The 19672-nt window shown below is 42.7% G+C and carries 16 protein-coding genes; all 16 read right to left on the reverse strand.

Annotation, left to right across the window (positions count from 1 at the left end; genetic code table 11):
* Window positions 1–310: 310 nt before the first annotated feature.
* The 16 genes from VER_RS07570 to VER_RS07645 all read right to left on the reverse strand — a co-directional run bounded on the left by VER_RS07570 (window position 311) and on the right by VER_RS07645 (window position 19563).
* A complete protein-coding gene (locus tag VER_RS07570; protein WP_162100235.1) occupies window positions 311–1324 on the reverse strand; it encodes a dihydroorotate dehydrogenase in 1014 nt (337 codons plus the stop codon).
* Entirely contained in the window at window positions 1321–2364 is a 1044-nt protein-coding gene (locus tag VER_RS10455; protein ID WP_162100236.1) for a dihydroorotate dehydrogenase electron transfer subunit, read from the reverse strand. The genes VER_RS07570 and VER_RS10455 overlap by 4 nt, the downstream gene beginning before the upstream one ends.
* 7 nt (window positions 2365–2371) lie before the next feature.
* Entirely contained in the window at window positions 2372–5575 is a 3204-nt protein-coding gene (carB, locus tag VER_RS07580) for a carbamoyl-phosphate synthase large subunit (protein WP_162100237.1), read from the reverse strand.
* A gap of 13 nt (window positions 5576–5588) precedes the next feature.
* Entirely contained in the window at window positions 5589–6659 is a 1071-nt protein-coding gene (carA, locus tag VER_RS07585; protein WP_162100238.1) for a glutamine-hydrolyzing carbamoyl-phosphate synthase small subunit, read from the reverse strand.
* Window positions 6656–7945 carry a dihydroorotase gene (locus VER_RS07590; protein WP_162100239.1) on the reverse strand — a complete coding sequence of 430 codons (1290 nt, stop codon included), beginning with the start codon at window positions 7943–7945 and terminating at the stop codon, window positions 6656–6658. The genes carA and VER_RS07590 overlap by 4 nt, the downstream gene beginning before the upstream one ends.
* Window positions 7929–8879 (reverse strand): aspartate carbamoyltransferase catalytic subunit, encoded by a 951-nt coding sequence (locus tag VER_RS07595; RefSeq protein ID WP_162100240.1) that lies wholly within the window; start codon window positions 8877–8879, stop codon window positions 7929–7931. The genes VER_RS07590 and VER_RS07595 overlap by 17 nt, the downstream gene beginning before the upstream one ends.
* Window positions 8880–9162: 283 nt before the next feature.
* On the reverse strand, window positions 9163–11253 hold the full coding sequence (locus tag VER_RS07600) for a TonB-dependent siderophore receptor (protein WP_162100241.1): 2091 nt from the start codon (window positions 11251–11253) through the stop codon (window positions 9163–9165).
* Between the two features lie 264 nt (window positions 11254–11517).
* Window positions 11518–12033 (reverse strand): flavodoxin family protein, encoded by a 516-nt coding sequence (locus tag VER_RS07605; RefSeq protein ID WP_162100242.1) that lies wholly within the window; start codon window positions 12031–12033, stop codon window positions 11518–11520.
* 21 nt (window positions 12034–12054) lie between these two features.
* Window positions 12055–12846 (reverse strand): ABC transporter ATP-binding protein, encoded by a 792-nt coding sequence (locus tag VER_RS07610; protein ID WP_162100243.1) that lies wholly within the window; start codon window positions 12844–12846, stop codon window positions 12055–12057.
* Window positions 12843–13853, reverse strand: a complete 1011-nt coding sequence (locus VER_RS07615; RefSeq protein WP_162100244.1) for an iron ABC transporter permease — start codon at window positions 13851–13853, stop codon at window positions 12843–12845. Before VER_RS07615 ends, VER_RS07610 begins: the two co-directional genes overlap by 4 nt.
* Window positions 13840–14808, reverse strand: a complete 969-nt coding sequence (locus VER_RS07620) for an ABC transporter substrate-binding protein (protein ID WP_162100245.1) — start codon at window positions 14806–14808, stop codon at window positions 13840–13842. Before VER_RS07620 ends, VER_RS07615 begins: the two co-directional genes overlap by 14 nt.
* A gap of 131 nt (window positions 14809–14939) precedes the next feature.
* Window positions 14940–16454 (reverse strand): heme anaerobic degradation radical SAM methyltransferase ChuW/HutW, encoded by a 1515-nt coding sequence (gene hutW / locus VER_RS07625; protein WP_162100246.1) that lies wholly within the window; start codon window positions 16452–16454, stop codon window positions 14940–14942.
* A gap of 15 nt (window positions 16455–16469) precedes the next feature.
* Complete coding sequence (locus VER_RS07630) at window positions 16470–16871, reverse strand: biopolymer transporter ExbD (protein ID WP_162100247.1); 402 nt, start codon at window positions 16869–16871, stop codon at window positions 16470–16472.
* Window positions 16872–16874: 3 nt separating this feature from the next.
* The gene (locus VER_RS07635) at window positions 16875–17492 is read right to left on the reverse strand and encodes a MotA/TolQ/ExbB proton channel family protein (protein ID WP_162100248.1); all 618 of its coding nucleotides are present in this window, start codon (window positions 17490–17492) and stop codon (window positions 16875–16877) included.
* Between the two features lie 129 nt (window positions 17493–17621).
* On the reverse strand, window positions 17622–18593 hold the full coding sequence (locus VER_RS07640; protein WP_162100249.1) for a helix-turn-helix transcriptional regulator: 972 nt from the start codon (window positions 18591–18593) through the stop codon (window positions 17622–17624).
* A 208-nt stretch (window positions 18594–18801) separates the two neighbouring features.
* Window positions 18802–19563, reverse strand: a complete 762-nt coding sequence (locus VER_RS07645) for an energy transducer TonB (RefSeq protein ID WP_162100250.1) — start codon at window positions 19561–19563, stop codon at window positions 18802–18804.
* Window positions 19564–19672: the final 109 nt, after the last annotated feature.

Below are 19672 nucleotides of genomic sequence, written 5' to 3' on the forward strand. Positions count from 1 at the left end.
CAAAATTTGACAAAGAGCCTTTTAAACTTATAAAACAACCAAAAACCCGGCACCACGTTCCACAACGCAGTACCGGGTTTCTTCATGTACGTATTCAACTATGTACTAACTAACAAGCTTATTACATAGTTATCTCTATATTCAGTTCAAACTCTCTTAACGTTTTCAAGCAGATTTTTTACGCTTACATAAGTAATCTACATCAGTACTTAATAAATAAGCATTGACATAAAACAATATCACTTTAAATATGTAACTAATTAACTAGTCAACTAATCAACTAATTAAGTAGCATGTAAAAATCAACACCTTATTTATATGGCAACAACGCCCCTACGACTTCGCTTACATGGCCAATGCCATTAGTTTCACAGTATTCGTGCATTTCACGAGTAATTTGACCAATCGCTTGTGGATTTACCATGGAAGCCGTCCCTACAGATACAATATCAGCACCAGCCAACATAAATTCAATAGCATCTGTGCCGGTCATAATACCACCCATGCCCATAATTGGCAAATCAAGGGCTTGTGCGACTTGATGAACTAAACGTAACGCCACTGGTTTAACCGCAGGGCCTGATAAACCACCATATAAATTGCCTAATACAGGACGACGTGTTTTAATATCAATAGCCATGCCAAGCAAGGTATTAATCAAGCTAAGCCCATCTGCACCAGCTGCTTTTACGGCTTTAGCAATCTCCACAATATCCGTTACATTAGGGGATAATTTCATAATGACTGGCAAGTCTGTATTTTCACGAACAATTTTACATACGGCAGCTGCACTATCAGCACAAACGCCAAAGGCCATGCCACCATTTTTTACGTTCGGACAGCTAATATTAACTTCAAAACCAGCGACCCCTTCTACGGTTAAGGTTTTAGCCATAAAGGCATACCCTTCTACATCAGCTGCCGAAATGTTAGCCAAGATTGGCACGTCATACTTTCTAAGTTCTGGCAAAATATGTTCTACAAAGGCTTCAGCCCCTGGATTTTCAAGGCCAATACAATTCAAGAGGCCTGATGGTGTCTCAGCAATACGAGTACCTTCGTTGCCATTGCGTGCCTGTGGTGTTAAGCCTTTCACCGAAATGGCCCCTACTTCATTGCTAAGATCCAAATAATCAGCATATTCAAGACCAAAGCCAAAGGTACCTGAGGCAGCAACGATAGGATTTTTCATCTTAATACCGCAAAAATCAACGGCTAAATCAGGATAAGAAGGCTGCTTACCATTCAAATCTTTCGTATGATCCAGATGTTTATAGCCAAGTTCTCCATGATTCCCTAACTGCGCTAAATGTTCATGACTCATTCGAAAAACACCTCCTCAGCAGGGAACACAGGTCCTTCTTTACAAACTTTATAGCGTTTACCGCCTCGACCATGACAACCGCAACCTAAACAGCCACCAGTGCCACAGCCCATTCGCTCTTCTAACGACACCTGGCATGGCACAGCATATTCTGCTGCCACCTTGGCTACACCTTTCATCATAGGCGTAGGTCCACAAGTCATTATGCTCGTAAAACCAATATTCGCTACTTTGCTAGCCCCGACAAGTGTTTCTGAAGTGGTACTAGCTACATTAGTAGCATTAGTGGCATTAGTGGCATTAGTGGCATTAATTGCATGAGCTACCTGACTAGGGCTAGTAGCATCAGTTGTATGACTAGCGCTAGTAGCGTTAGTGCCTTGTTCTTTGCCTGTTAAATATGGAGTTAACTGACGTTTCACTTCACCGCGCTCCGATTGAATCAGCTCTCCCATAATAGCCGTTGGAAAACCTTTAGTACCTACACTGCCATCATCAGTCGTTACGTACACATCTACAGGGCAATCTTTAAATAAATCAGCCCAGAAGGTTTCACTGTCATTGCGGAAGCCTAAAATAACCGTCGCTTTGCGGGACGCCACTGGTTTAATAACCGTTTCGTCTTCTTCATTCGTATAGCGCATGGTATCTTCCACATCATTCAATTTTGATGCTATACAAAGCATAGGTGCAATCCCTACACCACCACCAACGAGGAGCATATTTTCAGTCATTTCAAAACGACTTCCTAAAGGCCCTAAACAATCTAATACATCACCGTCTTTAAGCTGAGTCATAATTCCAGTACCAGTCCCGACTACACGATAAAGTAAGGTAATGGTACCTTCTTCTTTATTAAAACCAGCGTAGCTGATAGGACGGCGCAATAAAGGCGCCGTACCACCAGTTACACGCACATTACAAAATTGTCCTACTTCAGCCTCAGCGGCCTGTTTAGGCGCATATAGATCCATAATCCATACGTCTGCGCCAATTTGCTCATTGCGGAGCACTCGCGCCATTTCTACATAACCGCTCATGCGTGTATCACTCCATTTCAAAGTCTTGTAATGCTTCTACTTCAATCTTAATTTCTTCATTCGCACGACCAGCTACGACACGCAATACTTCACGCGCTGTGTCTAAGGATGTCAAGCAAGGAGTGCCCATTTCAACAGCTAAACGACGAAGCTGGAAGCCTTCACGTTCAGGTCGTTTACCATAGGTTAAAGTATTCAACATCAAATCTACTTTACCTTGGCGAATTAAATCAGCACAGTTATCGGCCCCTTCGTGAATTTTATTAACAATCACGCAAGGAATGCCATGTTCTTCAAAATATTTACCCGTACCACCAGTAGCTTGAATATGGTAGCCTAAGTCAATAAACCCTTTAGCTAAGCGTGCCGCTTCTTCTTTATCACGGTCCGCTACGGTCATAAGGATATGGCCTTTTTCAGGAATGCGCATATTAGCGCCATGAATGGCTTTAAACAACGCTTCTGAGTAAGTGCGCCCAATCCCCATAACTTCACCAGTAGACTTCATTTCAGGCCCTAAGGCTATTTCTACAAGGCCCATTTTGGAGAAGGAGAACACTGGGGCTTTTACCGCTACATAATCTTTTGCTGGTACTAAGCCCGTTGGCAAGCCCATGGATTTAATCGTTTCACCTAAAGCAATGCGCGTTGCATATTCAATCATATTGATGCCTGTAACTTTACTAATGAATGGCACCGTACGGCTAGAACGAGGGTTAACTTCGATAACATTAAGTTCCCCATTAGCTACGATATACTGAATATTGACAATCCCTTTTACATTAAGACCACGAGCAATGCGCTGTGTATAATCGACGATTTGGTCAGTAATTTCTTGTGATAAATGTTGTGCTGGATATACCGCAATGGAGTCACCAGAGTGAACCCCTGCCCGTTCGATTTGTTCCATAATACCAGGAATACATACATCTTCACCGTCAGCGATAGCATCCACTTCAACTTCCATGCCTACCATATAGCGGTCAATCAATACAGGATGATCTTTAGACGCTACTACCGCTTCTTTCATGTACACATCCAATTCTTGGTCATTGTACACGATTTCCATAGCACGACCACCTAATACATAGGATGGACGTACAATAAGCGGATAAGATAAACGAGCCGCTGCTTGTAACGCCTCTTCATGGCTTGTTACTAAAGCCCCTACTGGACGTGGGATGCCAAGTTCAGCTAAGAGTTCATCAAAGCGTTCCCGGTCTTCAGCCATATCAATGCTATCTACGGAAGTGCCAAGAATTTTTACCCCTCGTTCAGCTAGTGGTCCCGCCAAATTAATGGCCGTTTGACCGCCGAACTGCGCAATCACACCGATAGGATTTTCTTTGCGAATAACTTCCATAACATCTTCTACTGTTAATGGTTCAAAATACAAGCTATCCGATGTATCAAAGTCGGTACTTACTGTTTCAGGGTTATTATTAATGATAATGGATTGTTTGCCTGCTTTGCGAAGTGCCCAAGAGGAGTGAACGGAACAGTAGTCGAATTCTACCCCTTGACCGATACGGATTGGACCAGAACCAAGGACGATAACACTATTATCTCCTCGTGGTACTACTTCATCTTCCGTAGCATACGCACTATAGTAATATGGCGTATGCGCCTCAAATTCAGCCGCACAAGTATCTACATATTTATAAGTTGGGAACATATTAAGTTCTTGGCGTTTCGCTAATACGTCCTCAGCACTTACCTTAGCATAGCGAGCAATGACTTTATCAGGCATGCTATAGCGTTTTGCCGTACGGAGAGTATCTTCTGTAATGCCTTCACTAGCTAGTTTCTTTTCAAGTATTACGATGTTCTTAATTTTATTAATAAAGAACATATCAATCTTCGTAATGTAGTGAATTTTTTCTACGCTAATGCCCGCACGAAGCGCCTGCGCTACCACGTAAATACGTTCATCATCGACTAAACGAAGGCGTTCAATCAATTGTTCTGGCGTTTCATGGGCAATTTTCTTAAGCTCAATATGGTCTAAGCCAATTTCCAAAGAACGAATCGCTTTTAATAAAGACCCTTCTAAGGTACGGTCAATAGCCATAACTTCCCCAGTGGCCTTCATCTGCGTACCCAAGGTACGATCAGCTAAGTTAAATTTCTCAAATGGCCAACGTGGGAACTTCGTTACCACATAGTCAAGGGATGGTTCGAAACAAGCTTTCGTTTCACCAGTAACGGCATTCGTAATACTATCTAGCGTCATACCTAAGGCTACTTTCGCTGCCACTTTAGCAATTGGATAGCCTGTTGCTTTGGACGCTAACGCGGAAGAACGAGATACGCGTGGGTTAACTTCAATTACATAGTATTGATTGCTATAAGGGTCTAAGGCGTACTGTACATTACAGCCCCCTTCGATTTCCAAGTAGCGAATAATATCTACCGATGCCGTACGAAGCATTTGGTATTGAATATCGTTCAATGTCTGGCTTGGTGCTACTACGATGGAGTCCCCTGTATGAACACCTACAGGGTCAATATTTTCCATGTTACATACGATAATGCAGTTATCCGCACTATCACGCATAACTTCGTATTCTACTTCTTTCCAACCTGCTACTGACCGTTCTACCAAAATCTGATGGATAGGGCTTAGCTTAATACCGCGAAGCGCAATCATGTACATTTCTTCTTCGTTAGTAGCAATACCGCCACCAGTACCGCCTAAGGTGTAAGCAGGGCGAATAATGATTGGATAACCAATGCGATTTGCAAAAGCCACCGCTTCATCTACGTCGCTGAAAATATCACTTTCTGGTACTGGCTGATTGATGCGTTCCATCGCTTCTTTGAAAAGCTCACGGTCTTCTGCTTGTTTAATAGCCACTAAGGTTGTACCCAATAATTTCACATCATATTTCTCAAGAACGCCTGCTTCTGAAAGTTCTACCGCCATGTTAAGGCCTACCTGACCACCAAGGGTAGCCAATAAACCATAAGGGCGCTCTTTGCGAATTACTTCCGTAACAAATTCTAAGCTAATTGGCTCAATATAAACGCGGTCCGCAATATCGCGGTCTGTCATAATCGTAGCTGGGTTGGAGTTTACCAATACCACTTCATAGCCTTCTTCGCGAAGGGAACGGCAAGCCTGAGTACCTGCATAGTCAAATTCCGCTGCCTGGCCGATAATAATCGGGCCCGATCCGATAACGAGTATTTTTTTCTTGTCCATTGTCATTGGTCAGCCCTTTCTATTTATGTGCTTTCATTAATGCTTTGAATTGGTCAAATAAGTACAAATTGTCAGTTGGTCCTGGCGATGCTTCTGGATGATATTGCACCGACATAATTGGCAAGCTATTATGTTTCATACCTTCTACCGTATTATCATTCACACTGCGGTGCGTAATCGTTACATCGGCCTTAGCTAAGCTGTTTTCATCCACTGCATAACCATGGTTCTGCGAAGTAATATACACACGACCGGTCGCTAAATCCTTCACAGGATGGTTGGAGCCACGATGGCCAAAACGCAATTTATAGGTAGAACCACCATACGCTAACGCCAATACCTGATGGCCCATACAAATACCAAAGATTGGCTTTTTATCTAATAATTTCTTAACTTCCGCAACCGCAAATTGCAAATCTTGTGGGTCCCCAGGACCATTGGATAAGAAAATACCATCTGGATTTTCTGCAAGCACGGTTTCTGCTTTTGTATCTGCTGGGAAAATAGTCAAACGACAGCCACAAGCTTCTAAAGATTTCAAGATGCTTTCTTTAACACCAAAATCATACACAGCTACATGGAACTCAGCATTTTCATTGCCACGATAGCCCTGCCATTTAGTCGTCACTTGCATAACTTGGTCTGTTGGCAAATCTTGTTGTAACAAAGCATCAATTCGTTCTTGCGCCGTATCCGCTGGGCAAATAACCCCTTTCATAACGCCATGATTACGAATATTACGGGTAATAGCGCGCGTATCTACATCATATAAGCAAGGAATGCCATAAGCCCGCAAATATTCTTCAAATAAGCCTTCATTCTGCCAATTGCTTGGGAACGTGCAAAGTTCACCTACAATCATGCCGCGGCAATACGGTTTAGGTGCTTGCGCAATATCACGATACACACCATAATTGCCAATAAGCGGATAGGTTAAGGTAATAATCTGATCTGCATAGGACGGATCAGTTAAAATTTCTTGATAGCCGGTCATGCCGGTATTAAATACGACTTCGCCGAGAATAGGCGCTCCACCGAGGAGTTTACCTTCATACACGGAACCATCTTGTAGTACTAATTTACCTTTCACTGGGTCACAACTCCCTCTTTCATTACAATGTCGCCATCCACTACAGTTAATTTAGCCTTGCCCGTTAAGGTCATGCCATCAAACGGACTCGTCTTACCTTTAGTATAGAATAGATTGCGGTCTACCGTCCACTCTTCATCCGTGCTAAATACCGTAATATCTGCTGGTTTACCAACTTCTAAAACACCAGCGTCTACGCCCATAATTTCTGCCGGCCGAACGCTCATAAGATTTACAATTTCATCAAGGCTTAAAATGCCTGTTTTATAGGTATGTGTTAACACCGCTGCTAAGGACGTTTCAAGGCCACTGAAACCATTCGGCGCACAGCAGAACTCTACATCTTTTTCTTCCTCTGCATGCGGTGCATGGTCCGTAATAATCGCATCAATAGTACCATCTTTTACACCGGCTAACAAAGCTTGGCGATGGTCTTCAGAGCGAATCGGCGGTGCCATTTTAAAGGCTGGATTATATTCACGCAAATATTCATCAGTAAAGGATAAATGCTGAGCCGTTACTTCACAAGTTACCTTGATACCTTTAGCTTTTGCAGCTCGAATTTGATCCACCGTATCTTTACTACTTACATGAGCAATGTGAATGTGGCCCCCAGTCATATCCGCTAATAGTAAATCACGAGCTACAGCCATATCTTCTGCAACTGCTGGGCGACCTTTTACGCCCATTTCATACGCTACAAAGCCTTCATGCATATGACCTTCATGTGTTAAGGATACTTCTTCAGCATGGTCAATAACTGGCTTGTTAAACATGCTGGAATATTCCAAAGCGCGACGCATAAAAGCAGCGCTTTCTACATAATGACCATCATCGGAGAAGCCTACTACACCCGCTTCAGCCATGTCGCCCATTTCTGCTAATTCCTTGCCTTCTAAGCCTTTGCTGACAGCACCAATAAATTCAACTTTGACAATACCAGTAAGTTCCGCTTGTTTTTGCAAGCCTCGAACTAGCGCTGCATTATCCACAACTGGTTTCGTATTAGCCATCGTAGCAATGCGTGTGAAACCACCGGCAGCAGCTGCTTGGGTACCACTATAAAAATCTTCTTTCGCTTCTTGCCCTGGTTCACGCAAGTGCGTGTGCATATCAATAAGACCAGGCGTTACAATAAGGCCTGTCGCATCATATATGTCGGCCCCATCAGCACTCAAGTTCTGACCAATGGCTGCAATCTTGCCCTCTTTCACCAAAATATCGGCTACTTCATGTTGTTGTTTCTTTGGATTTACTACGGTACCACCTTTAATCAGCAAGTTCACTGCCGTCACCTCCTACAATCGTCAAGTATAATACAGCCATGCGAATAGCTACGCCATTACGTACCTGTTCTTGAATGGCCGATTCATCACTGTATGCCACATCGTGAGCAATTTCAAGGCCACGATTCATAGGACCTGGATGCATAACCATTACATCGTCCTTCGCTAAGGACAATACATTCTTATTAATACCAAAAATCCGTGCATATTCACGATTCGTTGGATATAAAGCTGAATTAATACGTTCTAATTGAATGCGCAATACGTTTACTACATCCGCATCTTTCACCGCTTCACGCACATCATGGTGAATCGTTACGCCCATCTTAGCCATTTCAGGATATAACAACGTACGAGGACCCACTAAATGCACATCAGCACCCATTTTAGTGAAACCATACACATCACTACGTGCTACTCGGCTATGCATAATATCGCCAGCGATGACGATTTTTAAACCTTCTAATGACCCTTTGCGTTCAATAATGGAGTACATATCAAGTAAGGCTTGCGTTGGATGCTCATGCGCGCCATCGCCTGCGTTGATAATGATAGGATCTACCACTTTAGTCGCATATAAAGGTGATCCTTCCGCGCTATGGCGCATTACGATAGCATCAGTACCCATATAAGATACGGTGAGCAACGTGTCGCGGAAGCTTTCCCCTTTTGCCATGGAGCTCCCACTCTTCGTAATGTTAATTACATCGGCGCCTAAATATTTCCCAGCTAATTCAAAGGAACTACGAGTACGCGTACTGTTTTCCATGAATAAATTGATGATGGATTTGCCTTTCAAAAGCGGATGTTTCTTATCGTCAGATAAAACGATTTTTTTCATCTTCTTGGCTACACGCAATATAAGTTCAATTTCTTCCTTTGTGGCATGCTGCAATCCTAGCAAATGCTTGCCTTTTAAACTTACTTCTCCCATTGTCAGCCTCCTTAACTGAGATTCCTAATTGTATAAACAAAAAAGACCTTTTGCCTGTGGCAAAAGGTCTATAGCAGACATAGTGATACACCTCTAGCAGGTGCCTACCATAATCCTTTACTAGCCTCACAGGACTAACTTAAAAGGTAAATTGTGGGAAACGAACGGTCTCTCGTACCATTCTTCTGTTTCTTCTTTATATATTTTACCTGTCTACAGTTAGCCTGTCAAGCTACCTATTATGAATATTATCGCCTACATTTGCATCTAAGTTATAGTTTAATTAAAACTTCATTTCAGCCCCTACGCGCCATAAACGACCATACATATTAAGATCCGCTACTTGTTTATCCAAAATATTATTCACCCCTACAAAAGCAGAGAAATCAGGGTTAAAGCGACGAGTTACGGAGGCATTCAAGGTATTAAAGGAATATAAGTCATAATCACTACTGCCACGACCACTACTTGCAGAGTACGCATAATCATGGGTAAAGGTATTCCAAAGCATAGCACTATAGCCAGTTGGTTTATTATCATCATACACCAACTGAATGGTAGTCACCGATTTAGGCCGGTTTAACAAACGAGTATTCTTTGTTTTATCTTGCGCATCAATATAATTATACGTTCCTTTCAAAGTTAAACGGTCACTCAATTTATGGCCTACACTCAATTCGACCCCATTGATTTGCGCTTTATTTACATTCACATATTCTGCATGAATAATACGCGTCCGTGGGTCAGTCCATTGATTATAATTAATTAAATTGCTTACCTTATTGTTATAGTACGTCACTTTACCAAAAGTATTACCATGTTCCCCTTCTAAGGAAAGGTCAAAGTTCGTAGATTTTTCCGGCTCCAAATTAGGATTACCCACTACATTGACCATGATTGGTCCTGGGCTATGCCACATATTCATGTACAATTCGGAAACAGTCGGTGCTTTAAAAGCACGACCATAATTGGCTTTGAAACGAAGATTCTCTGCCAAACTATAGTTTAAACCAATGTGCGGAGATACATTAGAACCAAAGGCGCTATTATGCTCATAACGAACCGATGGTTGCAAGATTAACTTATCCGTGACTTGCCAGGTATCTTCGATAAAACCAGCATAAGAATCTACCGTATGCGCTTCTTGATTTTTCACTCCATTCGCATCCGCTTGGCCACCTAAACGGGTACCTGCATAATAGACTTTACGATACTCACCACCAAAAGTTAAAGTATGTTGGTCATTCACATACATAGTATTTTGCGCATCCGTCACCCAAGTGTAGTATTTTGCACGGTCATAGTCTGATTTAGGATACATTTTTTCCATCATTTGCTGCGCTATAGGACTGAAACGACCGAGGAATGAAAAGTCCACATTATTCTTCATATCATAGTCTTTCTTCAATTGATTATAATACGTGCGCACCATATACTCATTTTTCGCTGTTTTCCCTGTGTACGTTACGCCTACACCATAACCAGTGTTGTCATAATGCTCTACTTTATCTTTTTGCTGGTCATACTTCATCCCCCGATTAAGGCCTTGCACATCCGCTAGTTCTGTACGCAAATGTTCTTTAAAATAATTCGCATCCAAACGAAGTTTATTTTGGTTAGCATTTTCAAAATCATAGGTCGCACTTACATCAAAGTTTTGACGATTGCCAAACATGTAACGATTGTAGCCTTCACTACCTACTTTAGTGGCTGATGTTGCCGTTTCAGTAAAAATATTAATAGGCCGCACTTTAGTAAACTGTGCCCCCGCCGTTACATTCCAGCGTCCCACTTTACCTGTATCATATCGATAGTAATTATTCACTTGTCGTGTGCCCGTATTAACCCCTATGGTAACCCCTTCTTTATCAGGGACTTTCGTAATAATATTAATGACCCCACCTATAGCATCGGATCCATATAAAGAACTCGTAGCCCCACGGACAATTTCAATTCGCTCTACCGTATCAAGGCTCATGCGCCCTAAGGTATACACATTAGCAGTACTGTCCGTGTCTTCCCCAGCAATGCGTTTACCATCTACTAAAATTAAACTATGCTTCGTATCCATACCGCGAATCATCACTTGATTACCAGTCATGGCGGACTCAGCCAAACTCACATTATCGGCTAACTGTAAAGCCGACACCAAATCAGTAGCCCCCATGCGTTTCATATCCTCAGCCGTAATCACTTCAACAGCCTGTGGAGCTGCTTTAATAGTTTCCGCTTTCTTAGACGCCGTCACTACCACTTGATCCGTAGTCAGATTCGTTTCAGAAGCCCCTTGAACAGACGTCATCATAACCGGTGCCACTAACACAGTTAACACCATAGCACGTAATATAGTTGGCTTTGTTTTCACACATTTCATAATTCATCGCTCCTCACACATTCACATTTAACTGTTTGTAATACACAAAAAAACGTATATCCCTATTACCTATTTACCAATACCTAGTGGTTCGGTGCATAAAAAATACCTCTACAAAATAGCGCAGCCCAGTTAACACACAACACAACGTATCTTGGCCCTTGCCTTTCATAGAGGATTTAATATAACAACTTCAACTTTGAAGCGATGATTTATAAACTTGTAAATACTAGCACTATATAACTTATAACTTATAATTTGCAATTAACCTAGCTTAGCTAATACTTCTTTAGCAAAAGCTGCCGCCTTAGCTAAATCGGTAGCATCTGGGTGAGAGGCCCCTTGACGATGACGTTCATCACGCTCCGAACTGCGTCCATGGGGATGCCCTTCAGGGAAGATTTTATACATCATCTCAATCACTTTTGGATCTACCTTACCTTGGCACATAAAAGTACCAACTGGGGTTTGTCCCTTAGGCAATAAAGCGGTAGCTGCTACCATAGTATCCTTAGCATGTGGCAACATAGGGGGCACCCCTAAGGTAGCAAATAAAGCCACTTGCTCATTGTCTAGGCGTTTAAGAACAGTCTGCGCCGCTTTATCAGCATTTCCTTGGTCAGCCCAAAAGCCCATAAATACTACATCATAGGCTGTTAAATCAGCAGGTGCTTCATTAACGGGTACACATGCTGTGCCTTCTGGTAATACCTCGACAATAGCTTCGGCCACTTGTTTGGTATTCCCCGTGCGGGAAGAATAAATAACGATACTTTTCATAAGAATCTCCTTTAAAAACTCTTAACGGCTTTCATACGGCACACAAATCGTATGCACTTCGCCATCAATTTGTAGGTCTGTAAACACCATATTAACGTCATATAGCTCGCTAAGTACTGGTTCTGTGAAAATCTCTGCAGCCGGCCCATCGGCTACAATTTGTCCTTGTTTCACTGCTATCAAACGATGGCTGAAACGAGCTGCATGATTTAAGTCGTGGAGCACCATAATAACCGTAATCCCCCGTGTTTCGTGAAGTTTCACCACCAATTTCATAAGTTCCAATTGATAGCGTACATCTAAAAAGGTCGTGGGCTCATCGAGGAGCAAAATATCAGGCTCCTGCGTCACAGCCATAGCCAACCAGGCTCGTTGTCGTTCCCCGCCCGATAAATCTTTAAGCGGACGATGTTGAAAATCTACTAGACTGGTTTCCTCTAAGGCCGTTTGCACCGCTGTTACATCAGCCGTGGTCAAAGCACTAAATGGATTCTGATAGGGTAAGCGCCCACATAAAACAAGATCGCGTACCGTCATATCCACCGGCGCTTGCGCTGACTGCGGTAACATAGATATTATACGTGCCACCGCCTTAGAGTTCATGCGCTGAATATCTTTACCATCTAAATAGACCGTGCCACCTAACGGCTCCAATAAACGGCCTAAGGTCTTCAATACGGTTGATTTACCCGAACCATTCGGCCCAATAATTGAAACGATTTCAGAGCGGTCAAAACGCAAAGATACGCCTTCACCAACAGCTCTTGTCTGATAGCCAATACGGCCATTATCCATTATTAAGGTTCTTGTCATCCGCGGCTCCTCCGTTTCAATAAATATAAGAAGAACGGCGCGCCTAAGAAGGATAAGAAAATACCTACAGGGATTTCATTTGGACTAAAAATCGTACGCGCAAAGGTATCGGCACCGACTAAAAGAGCGGCCCCAAAAACAGCGGATGCCGGCAAGAGGTATTCAAAATCAGAACCAACCACTAACCGCATCAAATGAGGCACAATAAGACCTACAAAGCCTAGTAATCCAGCGACACTTACCGACGAAGCGGCGAGTATCGCCGCCAACACAACGAGGATAATTCGGGTCTGTTTCAAATTAATCCCTAAGGATAAGGCTACTTCTTCCCCCATCTGCAAGGCATTTAATTTGCGATAATTCCATAGTGCCCCTAAGAGGCCAATAAGACTATACGGCAAAATAATCCATACATACGTCCAACGAGCGCCGGCAAATCCACCAGCCAACCAATTCACCACACCTTGAATACGGTCAGGGAACATAACGGATAAAGCCGTTGTACCACCACCAAAGAACGCCGCTACGGCCACGCCCGCTAAAATTAAGCGCAGCGGATTAATCCCCCGGTCCCAAGCTAAAAGAAATACAATAGCCAAGGCTACCAAGGCGCCTACAAAAGCTGCTAACGGCACCCACGCAGTCAAAGCAGGGGCTAAAATCATAACGGCCATAGCCGCCACCCCAGCTCCGGCGGTCACACCAATTATCCCCGGGTCAGCTAAGGGATTATGCAAAACACCTTGCAATATACAACCAGCTAAGGCTAAATTCATGCCTACTAAAGCAGCACAAATAACACGAGGCAAGCGTAAATAGTAAAGAATTCGCTCTGTATCAGCGGCCCCTTGTCCTTGTGCTACGCTCATCATCTCTTGCCAAGTAATAGGCACAGCACCATATAAAAAGCCAGTAATGACCACAAAAAGTAAACAAATACCAGAGCCTAAATAGGTCAACCTTCGCCGACGTTGACGTCCATCGACTAACACCTTATGGTTTGTCATGAGCCGCCTCCTTTCCATATAAATCATCATACATAATCGTCAACGCTTCACTAATGCGCGTACCAGGATTGGCGGCAAATAAACCACCTGACAAATAATAAATTCGCTGTGATTTAACGGCGCTCACCTCGGCCCACGCGGAGCTCTCTAGCATATCACGTTTAAAAACGTCAACACTATCTGATTTAGGCGTCATGCTAATGAAAAATATAACTTCCGGATCCGTCTTAATAACATATTCCATACTGAGCGGTACATAGTCCCCTTCTAAACGACTATCAAAGTCAGCAATATTATGCCCCCCTAAGAGCGTCAGCAAATTGCCACTAAAGGCACTGCTCGTAGCCATACTAAAACTGCCAGGCGCACCAAAGATGATTAGCGCTCGAGGCCCTTGTTTTGTCTTAGCAGTGTCCACTAATTTATTATAATTAGCCTCAGCCGCTTTAGCCGTTGCATCGGCAACAGCCGTCTTGCCCGTTAACTCACCAAAGAAATGAAGGGTAGCCACTACATCATCATAACTATTCAAATCATTGATATAAAGAGGAATGTCTGCTTGAGCCAACATACCGCGCAGATTGGTATTAAACGGCACATTAAGACCAATAACCAAATCAGGATGTAAACCGATAATCGCTTCCACATTAGGACTGTGAATCGTGCCTACAGAAGGCACATCTTTTGTGGCGGCCATCAGTTCCTTGGTATAGTACGAAGATTTTGGTTTCCCCACCACTTGACCGCCTACGGCATAATACATATCTAAATTAACCGTATTCAAAATAACCACACGTTTAGGGTGAACAGGTATTGTCACTTCCGTTCCTGTTGCATCGACCACTTGTCGTGTTGGCTCTTTTGAAACCGCTGATGTTCCTAAAGTAATCCAAGCCGTTACCGCTACTACACAGAGAACAGCTAGAATTACAGGAACGAATAAATATCGTTTCAACCTGTCACCTCACTTTAGTTTACCAAAGCTACCACATTATCTTTCACTTTATCTTTCACTTTATCTTTCACTTTATCTTCCACTTTATTTTCAACTTAACCTTTAATCATCCCTGATGTATCACCAGCTTCCTATGGCTGTCCATGAAAGGACTTAGGTACACCCTGCGGGTGACCACCCGTTGCCCCCATCGGCATTCCACCAGGATGCCCCATTGTGCCAGGATGACCGGCCGGTTTACTAGGCGTATTTTGAGCCGCAATCTTTTCATGAAGCATCGTTTCTTCCCCCGTCAACAGATACTGAGCTAATTCAATGGTGGTTTGCGTTAAATTAACATGCCAAAATTCACCAGCAATGGTTAATTTATACATAACCCCATTATGCTCGCAAAGACCACGATCACACCATAAATCATAGAGCCATGCTAGCGCGCTAAGTCGCTCATCATAGGCAATTAACGGTCTTAAATCAAAATAACAATGCTCTAACTGATCTATGATAATATTGGCCATTTCTTGTAGCGGAGATTGTTTCATTAAGACCATGAAAGGTTTCTGCCCCGCTTCAATCATTTGCTCATAGGCCCCTAATGAACGATGTAGCATAGTCATATAACCACCTACATTACCACCGGCCCCACAACCAAAAGGAAACATAGGATAACCACGTTTAGCCATACTATTATATAAACTCCGCTCCCGTGGTGTACGGCTCCAATGACAAGCACTAAGGCGACTATAATTATAGGTATCCACAAAGGCTCTCGCTTGCGCATACATAGCCGCTTGCGCCTGAGTAGTAGCAGCCGGTGAAACGTTACCCTTCTTAATGGCTGTATTAAGATCGCTATTTTCAAATACATTGAGTTGATATAAATCCATCCCATCAATGTGCGCCGTTTCTAACAAGGCTAAATCTTCTTGCCACTTTTCAGGTGTCTGATCAGGCAAGCCATAAATTAAATCCACCACAACCGAGCATTGATTCTGTTCTTTAAGCTGACGCAACCGCTCTAAAATAGTGTCTTGATCATCTAAACGACCTAATTGACGACGAATTTTCGTGTGAAACGACTGTACTCCCAAGGACATTCGGTTCACCCCATTAGCAAACCAAGCCTCCATTTTTTCAGGCACCACATCATTAATACGCCCTTCCAAGGTCAACTCGTAGTCATTCGCTAAGGGCAAACACTTTTTAATGGTCTGCAATAAACGACTCGCATTATGAGCTGACAGGGATGTCGGTGTACCGCCGCCAATAAAAACAGCTTGAATAATCCCCTCTTGTACACGACGCTGGGTAGCATCACTTTCTAAATCTTGAATTAACAAATCAATATACCGATCTTCTGCCGATTGATTGGCTGCATTCTGGAAAAAACCACAATATAAGCATTTAGTTTGGCAAAAAGGAATGTGAATATACGCTGATTGCCATTGTCCTTTGCGCGGTGTTTCGGCCATCACCGTTTGCCAAGTTGCCTGCGCTTCAGCAGGACTTAAAGGGCGTCCATTTAAACCAGCATGGACTACGCGTTTTGCATCAAAAGCCTCCATTAAAGGATTATTTGTTTCACGCCCAAGTTGCATCAATCGATTTGCTGGGGTCATTTTGGCAAATAATTCTTCTGGTTTCATCATGTATTAGTTATCCTTTCATTTATTGGTGGCCCCAATGGAAAACTTCTTAATTCCCGCACTGCGGACCATATCCATAATTGCTACCACTTGTCCATGAGCAGCCCGCGTATCAGCTTGTAGCACCACAGCTAATGCCGGGTTCTCTTGCGCTTTTGTAGCCAGTATGCCTTTAGCATCCTCAAAACTAAGCGGTTTACCATCAATAACAATATGACCAGCCGTATCTAACGTAATAATAACGGGCACTTGTTTTTGCTGTACCGCCGCTTGTGCTTTTGGTAATTGCACATCTAAGGATTTTTGCGCCACTGTTTGAAGGCTATTCATCATAAAAAATACGAGTAGGAAAAAGATAATATCAATCATAGGAATAATCATGAACATGGGTTTGCGTTTCATACCAAATTCTTTAAACATCGCTTATCGCCACTCCTTTTTCATTGCATTAACTGCCGTTAAACATAATTCTTCGGAACGGACTACAAATTGATCTAAACGATGACTAAAATAGGTATAAATCGCAAAGGCAATAATCGCTACGCACAAACCAGAAGCGGTAGCAATTAAGGCTTCCCCAATACCACCGGTAATAGCAGCGGCGCCGCCACCATTATCGAGGACCCCGAAGGTACCAATCATCCCTGTAACAGTACCTAACAAACCAAGTAACGGCGCTACCGTTACAATAGCACTTAAATAATCTAAATACTGTTTAAAGGATGCCATTTCAAAGGTCATTTGCTCCATAAAGGCACCTTTCATAGTTTGTTCTGATTCTCGATTACTACAGCCAGCATGAATCACACGACTAATGGCTAACGGATATTCTTGGCAAAGCTCATCAATAGCACGCCAATCGCCAGCTTTAGCACTGTGATATACACCATGCGCAAAACCTCGACCACCACGCGTATTTAAGCGATAAAAATACCATCGCTCAATACCGATAGCCACGGTAATTAACGATAGAATCAATAGTGGATACATTACTAAACCACCAGTAACGAACAAATGAATGACATAGGTTACACCTTCCATTATAATAGCCTCCTCAAATACTGACTAGAGTATATTACTATATCTCTAGCGCAAGATCACTTGCTCTAACATAAATGATAACAAATCTTAATTTCAATTAACTACCCCAAAGAGGCTTGGTAAGCTCCATTAGGACATTTTATTTTTCATCCGATATTCTCGTGGATTACAGCCCATAATTTGCTTAAAAGCACCGGAAAACTTACTGCCGTTTTCATAGCCCCAACGATTGGCAATGCTCAAAATCGTGTCGTTAGACTCTACTAAATCCTTAGCCGCAAAACGCATACGGCACCGTTTCACATACTGATAAATCGTAATACCGTAAACGCCTTTAAAACAACGTTTCAGGGCCGTCATCGAAATGCGATGACGCTCTGCCAAGGACTCAATCGTATGATGATTCCCTAAATCGGCTAAAATTTCATCATGAATTCCTTTAATCGTCTCCACTTGACCGCGCTCAAAATAAATCCGCTCATTCCCAGCCACACTGGACAGCGTCCCTAATAAGACAAAGATTTCAACACATTTCACACGAAGATACACTTCTGGCAAAATATCTGGCACATTATATAAATCCATAAATAATTCTCTTAAGCGACCCGTGTCTTTTACTAAACCAAAGACATGGTCCGTGCAAAAACGATTGCATATATCTTCTAAATCAATGCTATTTTGCCCTACAAACGCATCCACGGCTGCTTGCGCCTTAGGCACATACACCGCTAAGGATAAACCTTTATAAAAGCCTGTAGGAAAATACGAAGAATGGCGGAACGAATCACATACCTTCCAACCAATGGATATATCGCCACCATTCATATATAAGCATTTACCATTTTCAAAGGAACACTCAATGCGCCCATCTTGGCAAAAATGGATTTCAAATAAGCCTGAAATGGGTTTTGCATTATGACTAATGTGTTCCATCACAACATCATTATATACAATGTCAATCCCTTCAAAGACGGTCTGACTAATCATGCGAGCATGGCCTCCCTCATCGGCCCGCTCATACACTTTTTGATTATGTAATACTTCTAATAATCGTGTCCCTGAATCCTGCATATGGTCACGAATTGATTCTGCCAATTGCATATAGCCTCCTATCCACACAGCACAAATAAAAAAACCTTCCTGTATAGTCACTATATGTCTTAAGTGTATAAAAACGCGTAAGACATATATCTGTACTTACAGAAAGGTATACTCATTCTCTATTGTTTTAAAAGTAATTCTCATTATATCTATATTCCTACCTACTGTCAATTGCAAGCTCACCTAACCGCTAAGAGCAAGACCCTGCTTAGTCAGCGAGTCTAAAACTTACAGGTACGCTAATCGTAATACTGCCACCAGTAGGATTATGATACGGTGTAGCATTGCGTACTGCATTAAGGGCTGCATCAGCTAATAGCCAATTGGATGACGATACAACTTCTGCATCTACTAAATTGCCACCACTATCTAAAGTTACTTGAACTGTTACATCGCCTTCAATATTACGGCGAATAGCCATAGGCGGATACGATTTATTGGCATTAACAGCACTCCAAAAACCATCCGTATCAAACGGTTCACCTGGTGCTACCCCTGGTTCATCGCCTGAGCCTACACCAGAACCACTGCCTGAACCAAGGCCCTCACCAACAGGACCGCCTTCCGTATTATAGCCCGAACCTAAACCATTAAAGGACGTCTGATTCCCCTCATGAGCCCCCGGTATGGGCATAGTCCCTTCCCCTGGGGCGACTACCGATGCAGGTGCGACCGGGCTAGGCGTTGCTGACGGCGTGCCACCCCCGCCACCACCGGCATTGGGATTCGTATTCTGTGAAACTACGGCCACACGATTAGCCACATCTTCTACTGCTAATGGCTTAGGAAATTCAACTTTTTTCTCAATTTCCTGCTCTTCTTGCACGGGAATGGATAAATCAATTTCATACGCATCATCCAGCGCTAATTGACTAACATGCCAACCAATAATCCCTAACGCTAAACCGGCCACAATGTGACAACCAAGGGATCCAATGACCGCTTTTTTCCAAGTTAAAACGTGTTCCATTATTACCACCTTTTATATCTATGCTTGTAAAAATAAAAAATACTCCATTTTTACCTACAAGGATTAGTGAGAATATTACTCAATAAAATAATGATAACAAGGAACACGT

It is taken from the genome of Veillonella sp. R32 (assembly GCF_010093125.1).
GTDB lineage: Bacteria > Bacillota > Negativicutes > Veillonellales > Veillonellaceae > Veillonella_A.

Bases quoted from the DNA above. Each gene is read 5' to 3' on its own strand.
- VER_RS07570 (WP_162100235.1), bottom strand. From the start codon at position 1,324: ATGAGTCATGAACATTTAGCGCAGTTAGGGAATCATGGAGAACTTGGC.
- VER_RS10455 (WP_162100236.1), bottom strand. From the start codon at position 2,364: ATGAGCGGTTATGTAGAAATGGCGCGAGTGCTCCGCAATGAGCAAATT.
- carB (WP_162100237.1), bottom strand. From the start codon at position 5,575: ATGACAATGGACAAGAAAAAAATACTCGTTATCGGATCGGGCCCGATT.
- VER_RS07595 (WP_162100240.1), bottom strand. From the start codon at position 8,879: ATGGGAGAAGTAAGTTTAAAAGGCAAGCATTTGCTAGGATTGCAGCAT.
- VER_RS07600 (WP_162100241.1), bottom strand. From the start codon at position 11,253: ATGAAATGTGTGAAAACAAAGCCAACTATATTACGTGCTATGGTGTTA.
- VER_RS07605 (WP_162100242.1), bottom strand. From the start codon at position 12,033: ATGAAAAGTATCGTTATTTATTCTTCCCGCACGGGGAATACCAAACAA.
- VER_RS07610 (WP_162100243.1), bottom strand. From the start codon at position 12,846: ATGACAAGAACCTTAATAATGGATAATGGCCGTATTGGCTATCAGACA.
- VER_RS07615 (WP_162100244.1), bottom strand. From the start codon at position 13,853: ATGACAAACCATAAGGTGTTAGTCGATGGACGTCAACGTCGGCGAAGG.
- hutW (WP_162100246.1), bottom strand. From the start codon at position 16,454: ATGATGAAACCAGAAGAATTATTTGCCAAAATGACCCCAGCAAATCGA.
- VER_RS07630 (WP_162100247.1), bottom strand. From the start codon at position 16,871: ATGTTTAAAGAATTTGGTATGAAACGCAAACCCATGTTCATGATTATT.
- VER_RS07635 (WP_162100248.1), bottom strand. From the start codon at position 17,492: ATGGAAGGTGTAACCTATGTCATTCATTTGTTCGTTACTGGTGGTTTA.
- VER_RS07640 (WP_162100249.1), bottom strand. From the start codon at position 18,593: ATGCAATTGGCAGAATCAATTCGTGACCATATGCAGGATTCAGGGACA.
- VER_RS07645 (WP_162100250.1), bottom strand. From the start codon at position 19,563: ATGGAACACGTTTTAACTTGGAAAAAAGCGGTCATTGGATCCCTTGGT.